Raw genomic sequence first — 15,630 nt, 5'->3', positions numbered from 1 at the left:
AAACGGCTATGAATAACAAAACCCTGTTATCTCCGCTAAGCCTCTCACACGGAAAAGAACTGAATGCCATGGTAGAAAACCGCAAGGCTTACACCATGAACCACTGTGAGCTAAACGTTTTTGAAACTTTTCAGCGCAGCGAACTGGTGCCCCTAACTTTCAGCGATCTGGTAATTACCAGCATGCTACGCGGCAAAAAGGTGATGCACCTGTTTGATAAACCAGGCTTCGATTACCTGCCCGGCGAAACAGTGATCGTTCCGCCGAATATTACCATGAAGATCGATTTCCCGGAGGCTACTATTAACCAGCCATCTCAGTGCACAGCCCTCGCCATCAACCACCAGGAAATAGCAAACACCCTCGATTTTTTAAACGAGAACTACCCCCGGGAAGATAACCGGGCCTGGCAGCTTAACTACAACCAGTTCCACTTTTTTAACAATTACGAACTTGCCCAACTCATCAATAAGCTCATCCGTATCAGCACCGGCGACGCTTTAACAAAAGATGTGCTGGCCAACCTTACGCTCAAAGAACTACTGATCCGCATTATGCAGATGCAAAACCTGCACGAGATCAACGATAACCTGCATGAGCTATCAAGCAGCAGCCGCTTTGCTTATGTGTTGGAATACATCAGGGTACATTTGAGCGAGAAGCTTAATATTGATTCGCTCTGCCAGATGGCATTTATGAGCAAGGCCAGCTTTTTCCGTGCCTTTAAGCATGAGTTGGGGATCTCGCCGGTTGATTATATTATTAAGGAGCGGTTGCAGCTGGCCAAACAGCTGATGAATAATCCGCATAATAGTATTTCAGAAGCTTGTTTTAAAGCGGGGTTTAATAACCTCAATTATTTTAGCCGGGCTTTTAAAAAGATTGAAGGGATAACGCCGAGCTATTATAAAGCTAAGGTGCGGAGTGGGAGTTTGAATTAAGAAAAGAGCTATAACTAAACGCAGAGTGCTGTTCGAAGTCTCTGACTTCGAATGCTGTATGTGTGGAGTTTGTAACTCCAAACATACAGCAACAAATTAATTCTTTACCATAATGCTGGAGTTACAAACTCCAGGCATAGTCGTCCGAAGTTGGAAACTTCGGACAGCGATGAAAGTTCCCCTCTTGAGAGCGACGGAACGTGCGGCTGTAGGGGTGTGTTCGTCCGCGTTCTAATATCGCTTGCATAGAACACAACCCTCCACCCCTCTCAAGAGGGGAATCGCACAGGCCTTCGCTTTTTTACCCCCTTATTGCCTCGGCAATCCATCCTCAAACCCACCATCACCACTACTTGCGGCAACATCCAAATTCCAAGCCGACGTTAGCAAATACGGCTTGGCATTGTCGGTATTTTTATTAGCATAAGTACATTTAACAACCCTGCTTTCTCCCGGTGCCAATGAGATGTAGTTATCGCTAAAAATAACCGGTAAAATATCATCGCCCTCCTGCCCCTTCAACGTGCGCAAATGCACAAAAAAGGCTACGGCGCTACCTGTATTTTTCACTGTAACCATATAAGAAGTACTATCTCCTTCAGCTTTGCTGGTTTGGCTAACGGTAAGTTTTGTTTTAGGTAAAGATTGCAATGCCGAGTAATATGCATAGGCAGATTGCGGCGTAGTGTACCAATTCGATTTTTTCCAGTTTAGCTCATCCCCTTTTTTGGAGAGCCAGTACCAGTTGATACTTTTGGTTTCGCCGGTTTTATCGCTTAATTCGAGGCGTAATAAATAAGTATCTGATAAACCGGTAATGGCAGGCAGCGCGAATAGTCTTTTTGAGGCATCAGCACCAATGTCGGCAGTTACCGTTTTGCTAAATTTATTTGAGCCATCCAGATTATAAACATCAGCCTTAACCTTTAAACCGATAAAATTTTTCAGGTACGAGTTGATCACCGCTACCTCATTAGTTTTGTAAGAGTACAACACGTGCAATGGCTCCATGGCTTTTTTCATACCGAAGTAAGTTCCTGCAGGGTACAGGTAATAATCATAAGTATGCCAAATGATACCCGGCCATGGGTTGCTGAGCATCCATTGTACTACCCCGGTTGCAGTTTGATATTTGTTTAAACCATAAGCCTCCATCATAGCGCGGTGGGCTTCGTAGTTTTGGGCTTGTGCTTTGGCTACATAGTTTTTGATAGATGCAGTTTCGCCATAACGGCCGTAAAGAGCTTTGGTAAATACTTTTGTTGTACCGAATGACCCTGTACCGCAATGGTAGTTCCAATCGGCTGAGGTTACATTTAACGAATCTTTAGGAATGAACTTAATCAGGCTCTCATAAGGCGGGATCGAAGGCCCCGGCGAGATCTCGGTAGCGAAACTATAAGTACCGCCAAACTTTTTGGTGGCGTCGGTTTCCCAATAGATAGGCGGCACCCACTCGTATGGACCAGCCATTTTAACGCCGCTGTATCCCGATACTTTCGATTTACCTTCGTTAGCGGTAGCCAGCAATGGATTTGGCCATTTCAGCTGCTTTTCAATTTTCAGGTAATCGCTTTCAACCGAGGTATCGGTTGGCGGCATATCGCTGCCGTTAAGCCATACAAACAGACTGGCTTTGTTGCGCAGCCAGTACATTACACTACTATCTGACGACATAGCAACTTTACGCTCGGCCGCATCCCATTTTTCGGGGTGTTGCCAGGTGCCGCAGCACATCCAGCCGTTCATTACCATCAGGCCATATTTATCGCAGAGGTCATAAAAGTTATCATCCTCCATTTTACCTTCCGAGCGCACAATGTTCATGTTCATATCGCGCACCAACTTGATTTCCTGCTCCTGCCTTTCAGCCGAACGTCGCTGAAAAATATCCGGCGACCAGGCCGCGCCCCTCAGCATAATCGGCTTACCATTCACAATAAACTCCCGCGACTGGTTATCATCAATTATTTTAGATGTAAACTGCCTGATCCCAAAATTCTCACTCACCGAATTACTCAGCTTTTTATCAACCAAAGCCGAAACCTCTATCCTGTTCAGGTTCGGTTTGCCATACTGCCAGGGCCACCAAATAGCCGGATCTTTAACATTGAGCTGTTTAAATTCAACAGGCGAAAAGTTTACATTTTTCGATTCGTTAGCCAACAGGTGTACTTTTTTCTCGAAGAAAATATCTTCATTGATTTTTCCCTTAATCACCGCGTCCTGGGGTTTATTGGTATAGTTGGTTACCTGTGCATCTACCGTTAAGTGGGCTACCGTCAGCGAAGGCAGATCAAAATCGGTAGTAACCAGCGGGAATTTTACGCCTACTTTGTTATAGGTTTTCACCTCTACGTTATTGATGATCCCGCCGTTATAATCCTGCGGGTATGGGATCCAATCGGCATAGTCAATAGCGAGGTCGCCATTGCTTTTGTTTGGCGTAAATGGCCTTAGCACTTCAATAGCCAGCGTATTGGTGCCGTTATAATTGATGTTTTTCGTAAGGTCGAGGTCTATCATTCGGTACGGGCCTTTCACCTTGGTCGAATCGGCTATTTTAACACCGTTGAACCAAATGTTTGCCTTGTAGTTGATACCGTGAACGCGAAGGATCACATTCTTACCGTTTTCGGAAGCGGGCAAAGTAAACTCGCGCCTAAACCACCATGGTTTATCCAGTTTAGGGTCGGCCAGTTTTTCAAGGTTTTTGCCCATAAACGGGTCGAAGTTATATACATGGTTTGCAAGCAAACCCGCTAAAATGGTTGAAGGTACGCTTACTTTGTACCAACCCTGCGTATCAAATTTTTCTTTGGAGATCTCAGCGGCAGGAGCCGGCGCTGTAACTACCGACTGCATTTGCCAGTCGTCTTTCAATAAAAGGTTAAAGTTTTCCTGTCGCCCCTGTGCAAAAGCACCGGCGCTGAACAAAGCTATTGCAGATAGCAGTAATGTTTTTTTCATGGTAGATGTAGGTTTATTTCTGGTTATCGTAATACAAAGCTGCCGCGCCAATGATGCCGCTGTTTTGCAGTTCGGAAATTTCAATTTTTATCCGCTCGAGGGTTTTGGTATAGGCGAAGGTTTTTACCACCTGCCACATGGTATCTTTAAAATAATCAAAGGCATGACTTACTGATCCGCCAAGGATGATCAGTTCAGGATCGTAGGCGTACATTACCATTTTAATGGCGTTGCCTACGTGGGTACCTAATTCGGCATATAACTCAAGCGCACGGGCATCGCCAGCCTGGGCATCTTTAAATACCTGTACACCATCCAAGCCGTAAACATTATTAAAGAATGAACCGCTGCAATAGTACTCTAATATATTATCGATATAAGGGAACAGGCCTATCTCGCCCGCACCACAGTTGTAACCCGCGTATAATTTACCTTGGGTGATGATGCCTGTACCTAACCCTGTGCCAAGGGTTACGCCAACCATACTATCTACTTCCTTTCCCTTGCCAAAATATAATTCGCCCACGGCAAAGCAATTAGCATCGTTATTTACATAAACCGGGATATTGTAACGTTCCTGCATCAGTTTTTTCAGGTGTACCTCCTTCCACGATGGGATGTATTGCACATCGTAAACAATACCTTCGGCAACGTCAACCACGCTGGGTACACCTATGCCTATAGCGCTGGCTATATCATTTTGCAGCAGTGCATCCACTACGGTATAAATATCATTCAGTACATCTTCAACACTGCCATCGCTTTTAATTCGTTGCGATACGATGTTGCCGATCGTGTTATTTTCAACTATCGCTCCGCGGATATTGGTAGCCCCTAAATCAATCCCTATAACTTTTAAATTGCTCATTGTTATGCTTTATTCTCGTTATTATCAAAAATGGTTTTATTGGTAACCAATGGCTTAGCCCAAAAGCCAATACTGAGCATATAGCCGAAAGTGATATACAGAAAGCACATCCCCTCTCTTAAACCAAACCAACTCCCCAATCCGCCTATCAGCAATTGCACAACCGCGCCGCCAATGATGCCCGTAACCAGGATACCCGCGAACGAGCCATGATCTTCGGAAACTGAACTCAACGCCAGCGAGAATATGATCGGATACATCACCGACATAAAAAAGCCAACTATCGAAAAGGAGTACAATGATGTTTGAGGCGCACCAAACAAGCCGAGCGTTAGGAATATCAAGGCGAGAATGGTAAAGATCACCAGCAGCTTCCGGCTATCCATCAGCTTCAATAAAAACAAGCCTAAAATACCGCCTGCGGTCATCAGTCCCCAAAAGTAAGCCACGGCATTTGCCCCCGTTGTTTGCGGATCGAACTTGTGATACTCGAACAAAAATTGCGACATCCAGTACGATACACCCTGCTCGCTGCCCACGTAGCAAAACAAGGCTATAAAATAGGCTACTACTACAGGTTTTTTAAACAGATCGATATGAGTTTTCCATGGCCCTGCCTTTTCGTCGCTGGCCAACTCAACTTTCGGAAATTTAGATACCAGCATGATTACCACCATAGCCAGGCAAATCACCGCGAACAGCCAATACAAAGAGATCCAGGGCATACCCGCAGGTACATGTGCCTCCAGCATAGGGAAGAACCCACCTTTACTGCTCCCCATATTTTTAACCATATAGGAGTAAACCAGCGGACTAACAAAAGATGCCCCACCAAATATCAGCTGTGCCAATACCGATGTAAAAGCATAGTTTTCTTCCCCGCCCGATGTGCGCAACAAGGGATTGATCACCACCTGCAGCATGGCCATACCACATCCTATTAAAAACAAGGATAGTATTGCCGTAAGGTAATTGGGGTAAACCGCCAATAACAATGAGCCCGCAAATGCCACTATAAACGCTGCCACCATAATAGCCTTCTCATTATATTTCTGAACCAGCATGCTTGATGGTATCGACATTACCCCATAGGCTATAAAAAACGCGAAGGGTAACAACCCCGCCATGGCATCGCTCAGCTTAAAATCTTTGATAAACTCGGGCGAGAGTGGGCCGATGATATTGGTTAAAAATGAGATCACAAAAAACGTAAGCATGATAAGCGTTACGATGTAGTAGTTTTTTTTCATTGAATGAAAGGGGCTATGGTATTGGTTATTGACGCTTAACTAATATCGCTAAAAATCTATTGGCGGGATAATTTTACAAAATGTTATTTAAATTGTTACACTTTCTTTTTAAAATATTTTAAAAAGTTAAAAACTGGAATAGTAAATCATTTTAGCGAGATCGAGCTTGTCGTCGGTGTTGTCGCCCGCATATTTACTCACCCCGACATCGCTACGCTTGTCACCCCTCTCTACGCTGCGCGCAAAGAGGGGAAACCTTATGTTATTATTTGTCTCCCCTTCACCCTTTGCGGCTTGCCCGAGAGAGGGCGGTCCAGCGTAGCGCAGACCGGGTGAGTAATCATCCGCCGTTTTACATAAGGCTTGCTCTCACTATTAACACCATCTTAACCTAAAATTCTCCTAAATCAAAACATTTAACACATACATACGTGTTTATGGGAAACACCTGCTTTATGGCCCCCAAACGCGAAAAAGAACTTACTTATATCGAAAAAGTATGGCACACCGTTGCCATTGTTGCCCTGTTAGTAGTAGTGATATTGATAGCACGGGTTGCTTTCAATGTACTGCTGATGATACTTTCAGGAGTATTGATATCAACTTACTTTCATGGCCTTGGCGATTTAATTGAGCGTAATACCAAAATGCGCCGGAGGTATGCCATGATCATATCTGTATTAGGATCTTTTTTAATAGTTGCCGGCTTGCTTTACCTTATGGGGACTACCATACAGCACCAGATAGCTTTATTAAAAGAAACCCTGCCGCATACGGTAAATAACTTCAAGGCCAAACTATCCTCAAATCCTACAGGCAAACAAATTCTTGATTATTTCTCGGGCGATAACGATCCGGATAAAATGGTGGTTACCGTACAGCATTTTTTCAGCACTGGCTTTGGCGTGTTGGGTGATATCTATATCATTATGTTTTTGAGCATTTTCTTTACGTCCAACCCCGATGTTTATAAAAATGGTATCCTGATACTGCTATCCGACCAGAAAAAGCAATTAGGCCGCGATATTATGGATAGGATCAGCTTATCGTTGAAGGGTTGGTTAAAAGGCATGTTATTATCTATGGTACTGCTGGCCATATTGCTTACCACGGGCTTAAGTATTATGAGTATTCCGGCCGCTTTGATTCTGGCCTTGTTTGCGGGTATGCTGAAGATCATCCCCAACTTAGGTTCAGTAATAGCCATGATACCCGGTGTTTTACTGGCACTCACAGTGGGGCCAAACTCGGCTATTATTGTGGCGCTGATCTACATAGTATCACAAACTATTGTAAGCAATATCGTAGTGCCGATAGTTCAGAACCGGATGATCAACCTGCCACCTGCCCTCACCATTATAAGCCAGGTAGTGATGGGTACGCTTTCGGGCGTATTGGGTATTATCTTAGCGGTGCCTATTGTAGCCATCATTGTTATTTTGGTTGATGAGTTGTATGTAAAAAAATTAGGCGATGCCGAGGTAATAGCTCATTAACACATGGCTTCATCAAAAAAATCTATCTACAGCGCGCTTATTGCCAATCTGCTGATAGCAATTACCAAATTTATAGCCGGTGTTATTGGCCGAAGCGGATCCATGATCTCGGAGGGCATCCACTCGTTGGTTGATACTGCGAATGAGTTATTACTGCTGCTCGGCCTATACCGCAGCCGGAAAGCGCCGGATAAAACCCATCCTTTTGGTTATGGCAAAGAGTTGTATTTCTGGTCGTTCATTGTATCCATCATGATTTTTGGTTTAGGTGGAGGCTTATCCATTTACCAGGGTATTTTACATATCCGCGAGCCAGAAGCACTTGGCGATCCGACGCTCAGCTATATCGTATTGGGCTTATCAATCATTTTTGAAGGTTCATCGCTTATCATCGCCCTGAAAGAATTTAATGCCGTACGAGGAAATCAAACCTGGTGGGAAGCCGTGGTTAAAAGCAAGGATCCTTCAACTTTTTTGGTGATGTTTGAAGATAGCGCTGCAGTTGCCGGGCTTTTCATTGTAGGTATTTGCCTGTTCCTAAATCATCGCTATCATATTCCTGTACTTGATGGCGTTGCCTCGTTATTGGTTGGATTAATTTTGGTGGGAGTTTCGGCAATATTGGCCCGCGAAAGCCGGAGTTTATTAATGGGCGAAGGCATCTCATCCGAATCGAGAGAAAAAATAAAGCAACTGGTTGAAAAGGATAGCTCGGTATTAAAAGTGATGCATATGCTCTCTACCTACCAATCGCCGGATGAGATCATTTTGATGCTGATAGTAGCTTTTAAAGAAGATCTTGATACACAGCAAATCAACCAGGCTATCGACCGTATTCGCGATTGTATTAAGCAAGAATTTAGTTTGGTAAGGTTTGTATTAGTACAGCCCGAAACATTTTCGGCAGAAATTACCGAAACAGGTAGTGTACTTTAATTGTATATTAGCTATAATACCAAACACCCTACCCTCATGGAAGAGCAAAAATTTCACTACGCTACAGTAACCGAAGCAATAACCAAATTAAAAGAACAGGGTTATACGCACGAATTTAGCCTTGAAGGCGATCATTTTAAAGACGGCGAAGAAATTTTCCCCGCCGCCAAATTTGAAATAACAGACCTATACCGCTACGAAGGCCCCTCCGACCCGGCCGACGAAGCCATCGTCTACGCCCTCGCTTCAACCGACGGTATCAAGGGCACATTAGTAACTGGCTATGGCGTATCTACCGATGAGGCCACTATCGAAACTTTGAAGAATTTGCATTATAAATATCAGCAGGAGCAGCAAGGATAAAACTATTCGCTCCAAATACGATAACCGTCATGTTGAATTTATTTCAACATCCCACTTGCTGAGTCGCCTGCTAAGTCAATCGTAAAGCTGTCCTGTGGGATGCTGAAACAAGTTCAGCATGACGATTTTGCGGTTACTCCAAACACAACACCATCCCCTCAACAACCCGCTTAGTCTCTTCCGGGTCACGCACCTGGATGCAATCAACACCTGTTTTCCTGGCGGGGTGATCATTGCCTCCTTCAAACAAGGCATCGCCGATAAATATCATTTGCTTAATTTTTATGCCGAGGGTGTGCTCAAGCTTATGGATACCGTAAGCTTTATCAATGCCGGGTTTGGTAATATCGATAGAGGTTGCTCCTCCCATTTGAACTGAAAATCCTATGAGCGATCTATCCAGTTTGCTTTTGATCTTTTTGCGTTTGGCAAATTTGGGGTCCCACTTTTTCTTTGCATCAAGCGGGGCTAATTGACCTAATGCCGAAAAAGTGATCTGGCTGCCTCGGTCTTCTATCTGCTCACCCCAGGTTTTTTCAGGTTTAACGCCAGATCCGTCGATGGCTTCATTCAGCTTATCAATGATCTCTTTTTCTTCATCAGCGGTAAAATCTTCCGAATACAACTTCCTCCAACCCGATTTTTTATACTGATAATACTTGGTGCCACATGTTGGCAGGATGGAAAGGTTTTTAAGCAGACCTTTTTCGGGCAAATTGGAAAGCACCTGTTTCTCAAACTGGGGCCAATCGCCGCCCGATATGATGGCGACCTTAGCAACCTTGAGCAAGCTTACCAGCAGCTTGGCCATTTCTTTATCCAAAGCAGCCTTACTTTCGGCAAGGGTACCATCAAGGTCAAATATGATCAGTTTTTTCATGAGTATATGCCGACCTGACTGGCCTTGCATTAACCCAACGTACACATGGCAGCACTTGTTTTACAGGTTACACCAATAGGTCCATTTTAAAGTGAGCTGCCTGTTTTTTACGGTATAAGGCGATGGTGTGGTATTATCCCCATAAACAATAAACAGATCGGATGCCGGTTTGTACCGCCACTGCAAACGGGTATTGATGTTGATGTTATCAATCTGCTGGTTATACTGTACATAAGTGGTAAAATACAGCGTGTTAGTAAACGTAACATCAACCTTAGGCCCTACCAGCCAAAAGGTATTATGCCCAAAAGGTTGCGGCAGGCGAAGATCATTAAACGAGGTGTTGATGGCGATGTTTACATAAGGCTGAAAGCGATAGCCTATCAGCCCGGTTAAGCTATTACGCACGCCATTATCATAATAGCCACCATGCGAAGCCTCGAGCAGGTAGGTAAATACATTTTGCGGCTTCGATGCAAACTGCACATCAATAGTATTCCAGTTATGTTCCGAGCCGGTTGGCAGTAAACCCTTACCTATATTGGTTGGATCATAAGGCCTTAGCAAGCGTACATAATCATTAATGCCCGATACCGACAGTGTAGCCCGGTTGCGGAAGGTAATGAGATACGAAAGGATACTCTCGTTATCGGTACGGTGAAACGACTCATCAAAAAAGTAATTGGATGTAAGCTGGATACCATGGCTCAGGATATTGCCCTTTTTAGGAAAAAAGTTGCGTAACAACAATGGGCTTACCTTGATATATCCTACACGCGGCACATAGCCAACCTCGGCATTGTAGTTTTTGCCTACATACTCTTCCTGCAGGTACAATGTCCAGTATTTGCTGAGGTATTGAAAATGATCTGATAGTACCCAGTCTCTACCACTTACGCCGGGTGTAAAAGATTTTAGGGCGAGGGCCTTGCCTGTCCAGATGTTGCTTCGTGAGGCAAGGTTAAACTCAGCACCGATATTACGGTTATATAGATTGGAGCCTGTATTTGTACCGGGCACGTTTGAAGTAGCATCCTTATTTACAAAAAGGAAAGCAATGTTTGAGCGATCGAGCACCCGGCGTTGCAGAGTGATGATGCCGTAATTTGCCGCGGATTGGGCGGCAGTTGCAGAACTACCCGTTTGAATATCCATTACGCCAATGCGCCAATCTTTATCCAGCTTGCCGGTTAATCTTGCACCAAAATCAATAGGAACATTCAAGCCTATCCGCCTTGAAAAAAAAGGCCGGATATCCGAATAGCCGAAATTGGCAAAAAGATCGCCATTCTCTAAAAAGAACTGCCGTTTTTCGGGAAAAAAGAGTTCGTACCTATTTAGGTTGATCACCTGCTGATCTACATCTACCTGCGAAAAATCGGGATTAACCGTTAGGTCGAGGTTTAATGAAGGAGTAACAGATATTTTGGCATCTCCGCCAATAGCATGTTTGAAATCGGTTTTAGTATTATGCTGATAATCTTTACTAACACCGGTAAGCGCGTAAGGGATGATCGATACGTTACTGCTGGCCGTCGGTGGCGGTTCGTCCCAAACTAATGTACCTGTATAAGCCAATGAAGCAGTAGGGAACTGGCGCGGTATTGGTGTCCAGCTTGATTTTTCTGCGGTTTTTAAATCGTTACGACTAAAGTTGATGCCCCACTCGGTGATCCCTTTTTTATAGCGGATACTTTTAAACGGAATAGCCGCCTCCCATACCCATTTATCAGGATAGTTTTTCACTGCCGAATACCAACGGTTATCCCAACTCAGATCAACCTTGCCGCCTTCGTACATACTCCCATCCCACTGCCCTCCGGCCGCGTTGGCACCAAAACTGAAACCATCGGTACGGGCATCAAAGGGATCCATAAAAATGAGGAAGTTATCATTCTTCACAAAGTTGAAATCCCGCTTTAACGATTCTACCATGTATGGCCCCGGAACCGAGTTGTAATTAATAGCCAGGATGTATAGGTTCTTATCATCATAACACATCCGCACCACCGTTTTCACATTGGCCTTGCTTGTATCCATCGGCAACACCATAAAAAAATCGCCCGCCGAATCGGCCTGCATCCAGGCTTGTTCATTTATTACACCGTCGATACTGATAGCTGAAGTTGCTTTGCGGATATGATATTTATACCCGGCGTTCTTTTTTTGTGCAGAAGCATAATGGCCAACAAAGCAGCAAAGCAGTATGATCGGCAAAGTTTTTAGCGCAGGCAGGCGGTGTAATTTTAGGGGCATTAAGATGAAGGTTCTGATTTTTATTGGTTACGGTTTTAAAGCTACATTTTTTGCTCAAAAAGCTAAGCCCTGTATCATATAAATTACCGCTACAATCCGCATCTTCGCGCCAACCATTATACACCTGCTAATCTGTATCACGTTTTGTTAAAAATGTATCAATACTTCTGCCCTGCCATTATCAAACAAATTATTTCTGCCCAAACCCTCTTTTTTCGCAATCGATTGCAAAAAACTTTATAAAAGCCTGTTTTTGGCCATTAACAGGGCAATTATTAATGTATTATTTATTTTTTATTAATGCCTCCCTGTTGTTTTGTACCTGAAATTATAAACCATCAGCGGTGTTTTAATAGCCAATAGGTAAACGCGCACCGCTTAACCAAATTTTATTTAAACCATGTATTACAACAACCCCAACCCGCCATAAGGCCTTGCCGCCGCATGCGCTATTTACTACCTGCAAGGTAGCCCAACCAAATAAACTTAACCAATCAACAAAGAGAGACGATATGAAAAAATATAAATACTTACTTATACTTTTCTTCCTTTTCCCGCTTAGTTTGTTAGCCCAGCAAACTACCATAACCGGAAAAGTTATAGACTTAACCGATGGGTCGACGCTTCCGGGGGTAAGTGTAAAAATTAAAGACACCAATAACGGTGTGATAACCGATATAGCTGGAAAGTTCCAGCTACAGGTACCCAACTCCAACGCAGTTTTACAGCTATCGTACATAGGTTATGTAACCCTTGAGATAGCCGTAAAAGATATTAAAGATGGCACAATCGCCCTAAAAACAACCAGCAAAAGTTTGGAGGAAGTGGTAGTAGTAGGTTATGGTACGCAAAAAAGGGCAACCATAACAGGCTCTATCGCCACACTGCAAAGCAAAGAGATCACCACCACTAAAAACGAAAGTGTGATCAACATGCTTACCGGTAAAATACCGGGTGTACGCATCCAGCAAACAACTGCCGAGCCTGGCTCATACGCCAATAACCTTAACATCCGTGGTTTTCAGGGTTCGCCGTTGATCGTTATTGACGGCATCATCGGTGGTGATCAATCAACCGTAGGCCGCATGGACCCTAACGAGATCGAGAGCATTTCGGTACTGAAAGACGCGGCTGCCTCTATTTATGGTATGCGTGCCGCAGGCGGTGCCATTTTGATCACTACCAAAAAAGGCGGCAAAAACGGTAAGATTAATATTAACTATTCGGTTAACAGCGCGGTTCAAACTTTTTTGGGCATGCCCGAGGGCGTTGGCGCGGTGGACTATATGTTGCTTACTAACGAGAAGGTTAAACGCGATTTTGCCAATAACTTTGTCCACAACGTAACCCCGCAATATTCATATGCAGATATAAAACCATGGCTCGACGGTACCAATAAAGCGTCGGACTGGATTGGCCTCGCTTTCAGAAAAACGGCTGATCAGATTGCGCATAACCTGAATATTGATGGTGGAAATGATAAGATCAGTTACTTTTTCAACTTTGGTTACCAAAAGCAAAACGGCGTTTTTAAAAGCGGCGATTTAAACTACAACAAATACAATTTCCGATCGAACGTTACGGCAAACATAACCAAAGGGTTAAAAGCACAGGTATTAACATCGGCATGGATGGATGAAAAAAACCAGCCATTTACCGATGAGTGGACGGTTTATAAATATACCTGGAACCAGATCCCCATCAACCAGATCTACGCCAATAACAACCCGCTATATCCCAACCTTATACCTAATGGCGATAATGTAAACCCGGCAATCGCTACCGATGCTGATAAAGTGGGTTCAAAAAGGTTCAGAAACAAAAACATCACCAGCCAGCTCAATTTGCAGTATGATATCCCTGGTGTTCCCGGTTTAAATGCCAAAGCCCTGTTTAACATCGAGTATGGCGTTGCTGACAACAACCTTGTAAAAAAAACGTACAATTTGTACACCTACAAAGCCGAAACCGACACTTACATACCTAACCTTGTAAACTCGCCTGCAGGTATTACCCGTCAGTATTATACGCATTTAAACACGTTAAGCCAGTTAACATTAAACTATGCGCACACATTTGCAAAAGACCATAATGTTGCGGCCATGGTTACTTACGAGCAAAGCCATGAAACAGCGGATAACTTTAATGCTTATCGCGATGTGGAGATCCCTGTTGATTACCTGTTTGGCGGCATACCAAACGCTAACATGTCAGGCGGTATGGAGCAGGGCGGGTTACAAGATCGCGCACACCGCAGTATCATTTCAAGGCTTAATTATGATTATAAAGGTAAATATCTTTTAGAAGGCACCTTCCGCCGCGATGGCAACAACCTTTACAAGCCAGGAGCCGACCAATGGGGCAACTTCTTTGGCGGTTCGGCAGGCTGGGTTATCACCAGGGAGAGTTTTTTCCGCAAACTGGTACCTGATAACATCCTGTATAACTTAAAACTAAGGGCATCGTACGGTAAACTGGGAGATGAAGGTAATGCACCACCATTTAACTATGTTGATGGTTATACCTACCCTGTAAACAGCTATATTTTCGGTTCGGCCGCGGTAAATGGCTCGGCCCCTAAATTGGGTAACCCCGGCTTAACCTGGTCTGTAAATACCATCCAGAACATCGCTTTGGATTTTGGTTTGTTTGGCGGAAAAGTTGACGGTACCATCGAGGTTTTCAGGAACGACCGAACAGGCTTACCTGCACAACCATCTGTTGCATTACCCGGAACAGTAGGTGCAGATGTACCGCAAATTAACTACAACAGCGACCGCGTGCAGGGTCTGGACCTTAACTTATCGTACAGAAACACTTTTGGCCAGGTTGGTTTAAACCTTAGCGGTAACATTGGTACAACCCGTTTAAAAAAGTTGAAAGTATTGCGCGGCAATTCGGGTAATGAATACCTTAACTGGAAGGAAAACCAAACCAACAGGTACCAAAACATATGGTGGGGTAAAGATTATGCCGGTCAGTTTACCAGCTATAACCAAATCTACAACTACGGTGTAAATACCGGCGGTGGTAATAACAATACCATTCCGGGCGATTACTACTACAAAGACTGGAATAACGATGGTGTAATTGACGATAAAGATGATCACCCTATCGCTACAACCGATATTCCGCTATACAACTACGGCCTTAACATCGGCGTAAGCTACAAAGGCTTTGATATGACCATGCTTTTACAAGGCGCGGCAGGCGTTTACGTGCAATACGGAGAACAATTTGCATCACCGTTGATGTATAACAGAAGCGCGCTTACCCGATTTTTGGATAGCTGGCACACGGTTGATCCATCGGCCAACGTATTTGATCCTAACACCCAATGGGTTCCGGGCTTTTACCCTGCCATGGGTTCGCCAGACGCGCAAGGCACAAAGGCCGTTCAAAACGCGAGCTACCTACGCGTAAAAACGCTTGAATTTGGCTATTCGCTATCGCCTTCAATCTTAAAATCTATAGGTGTGCGCAAATTCAGGGTGTATGTAAACAGCTATAACCTGTTAACATTTACCGGCCTTAAAAACTACGATCCGGAACACCAGGGCCCTAAACCAGGCGATAACGGCTTTGGCGCTACAGCTTTAGGCGGTTATACCTATCCTATGAACCGCACCTTTAACCTGGGTGCCAATGTTTCATTCTAAATCATTTAACA

10 protein-coding genes are annotated in these 15,630 nt (G+C 44.2%); 5 read left to right on the top strand and 5 right to left on the bottom strand.

What is annotated here, in order from left to right; all coding sequences use genetic code 11:
• Positions 1–8 precede the first annotated feature (8 nt).
• Positions 9–941, top strand: a complete 933-nt coding sequence (locus AAFN85_RS06000; RefSeq protein ID WP_347526117.1) for an AraC family transcriptional regulator — start codon at positions 9–11, stop codon at positions 939–941.
• 309 nt (positions 942–1,250) lie between these two features.
• Here the strand turns inward: AAFN85_RS06000 and AAFN85_RS05995 are convergent, their stop codons facing one another.
• From AAFN85_RS05995 to AAFN85_RS05985, 3 genes are read right to left on the bottom strand one after another with little or no spacing between them, the layout of a single operon-like run.
• On the bottom strand, positions 1,251–3,911 hold the full coding sequence (locus tag AAFN85_RS05995) for a glycoside hydrolase family 2 protein (RefSeq protein WP_347526116.1): 2,661 nt from the start codon (positions 3,909–3,911) through the stop codon (positions 1,251–1,253).
• 13 nt (positions 3,912–3,924) lie between these two features.
• Complete coding sequence (locus AAFN85_RS05990; RefSeq protein WP_347526115.1) at positions 3,925–4,779, bottom strand: ROK family protein; 855 nt, start codon at positions 4,777–4,779, stop codon at positions 3,925–3,927.
• 2 nt (positions 4,780–4,781) lie between these two features.
• On the bottom strand, positions 4,782–6,029 hold the full coding sequence (locus AAFN85_RS05985; RefSeq protein ID WP_347526113.1) for an MFS transporter: 1,248 nt from the start codon (positions 6,027–6,029) through the stop codon (positions 4,782–4,784).
• A 437-nt stretch (positions 6,030–6,466) separates the two neighbouring features.
• Between AAFN85_RS05985 and AAFN85_RS05980 the strand changes: the two genes are divergently transcribed.
• From AAFN85_RS05980 to AAFN85_RS05970, 3 genes are read left to right on the top strand one after another with little or no spacing between them, the layout of a single operon-like run.
• Positions 6,467–7,525: an AI-2E family transporter gene (locus tag AAFN85_RS05980; RefSeq protein ID WP_347526112.1), complete on the top strand. Its 1,059-nt coding sequence runs from the start codon at positions 6,467–6,469 to the stop codon at positions 7,523–7,525.
• A 3-nt stretch (positions 7,526–7,528) separates the two neighbouring features.
• Positions 7,529–8,461 carry a cation diffusion facilitator family transporter gene (locus AAFN85_RS05975; RefSeq protein ID WP_347526111.1) on the top strand — a complete coding sequence of 311 codons (933 nt, stop codon included), beginning with the start codon at positions 7,529–7,531 and terminating at the stop codon, positions 8,459–8,461.
• 36 nt (positions 8,462–8,497) lie between these two features.
• Positions 8,498–8,824: a phosphoribosylpyrophosphate synthetase gene (locus tag AAFN85_RS05970; protein ID WP_347526109.1), complete on the top strand. Its 327-nt coding sequence runs from the start codon at positions 8,498–8,500 to the stop codon at positions 8,822–8,824.
• Positions 8,825–8,957: 133 nt separating this feature from the next.
• On the opposite strand, the gene AAFN85_RS05965 is transcribed toward AAFN85_RS05970, so the two are convergent.
• Positions 8,958–9,704 (bottom strand): HAD-IIB family hydrolase, encoded by a 747-nt coding sequence (locus AAFN85_RS05965; protein WP_347526108.1) that lies wholly within the window; start codon positions 9,702–9,704, stop codon positions 8,958–8,960.
• Positions 9,705–9,764: 60 nt separating this feature from the next.
• On the bottom strand, positions 9,765–11,960 hold the full coding sequence (locus AAFN85_RS05960; RefSeq protein ID WP_347526107.1) for a DUF5916 domain-containing protein: 2,196 nt from the start codon (positions 11,958–11,960) through the stop codon (positions 9,765–9,767).
• Between the two features lie 512 nt (positions 11,961–12,472).
• Here AAFN85_RS05960 and AAFN85_RS05955 point away from each other — a divergent pair.
• The gene (locus AAFN85_RS05955) at positions 12,473–15,619 is read left to right on the top strand and encodes a TonB-dependent receptor (RefSeq protein ID WP_347526105.1); all 3,147 of its coding nucleotides are present in this window, start codon (positions 12,473–12,475) and stop codon (positions 15,617–15,619) included.
• Positions 15,620–15,630 lie beyond the last annotated feature (11 nt).

Source organism: Mucilaginibacter sp. CAU 1740, from assembly GCF_039839285.1.
Taxonomy (GTDB): Bacteria; Bacteroidota; Bacteroidia; order Sphingobacteriales; family Sphingobacteriaceae; genus Mucilaginibacter.
Note: the sequence above shows the minus strand (reverse complement) of the source record. Positions and strands in the feature narration are given on the sequence as shown.